This is a genomic window from Bacillus sp. LR--39 (genome assembly GCF_053613335.1).
Genome location: NZ_JBSIOT010001371.1, coordinates 1 through 560, shown reverse-complemented (window position 1 = coordinate 560; position 560 = coordinate 1). Strand labels below are relative to the sequence as shown.

The window sequence follows — 560 nt, the reverse complement described above, 5'->3', positions numbered from 1 at the left end:
CGTCGGGGAAAGCAACGATCGTTTCATTGCCTTTCAAGACAAGGGTAATACCTTGTTCCTCCGCATAATCTCGAGCATAACCGGCCCGGTTTGCTTCAATTTCTCGAATGGACAAGCCTGTCATTTTCGAAAATTCGCCCGGATGCGGCGTTAATACCACCGGCGCTTCCCGTTCATGATACGATCGTTTTGAAAGAGCACCCGCATCAAGCACAACCGGGCAGTCTTTCGCTAATACGCTTTGAACCGCTTGCTCAGTCATTTGCGAAGGCGGCAGCCCAGGCCCGATCGCAATCGCCCGGTAAGGTTCGGCAATCTCGCCTGACGCCGCCTTTTCGGCGCCGTCCCGCCAATACGTCGCCTCAGGAAGAACGGGGAGGATCAGCGGAATCGCACTCCCGCACGTTCCGATGACAAGCTTTCCTAGACCGCTCCGCATCGCCCCGATTCCTGCAAGGAGAGCCGCTCCCGGCATATCATCGCTTCCCGCGAGCAAAAGGCCGGTTCCATAAGTTCCTTTATGACTATCATTTCCCCTTTTCGGCAATGAGCCCTTCACG

Annotated in this window: 1 protein-coding gene; it reads right to left on the bottom strand. The window is 55.5% G+C overall.

The genetic code is table 11. The features are described 5' to 3' along the window. Window positions 1–559, bottom strand: a 559-nt coding sequence (locus ACWHAR_RS30555; protein ID WP_452088868.1) for an NAD(P)H-hydrate dehydratase, incomplete at its 3' end; no start/stop codon positions are given. Window position 560 lies beyond the last annotated feature (1 nt).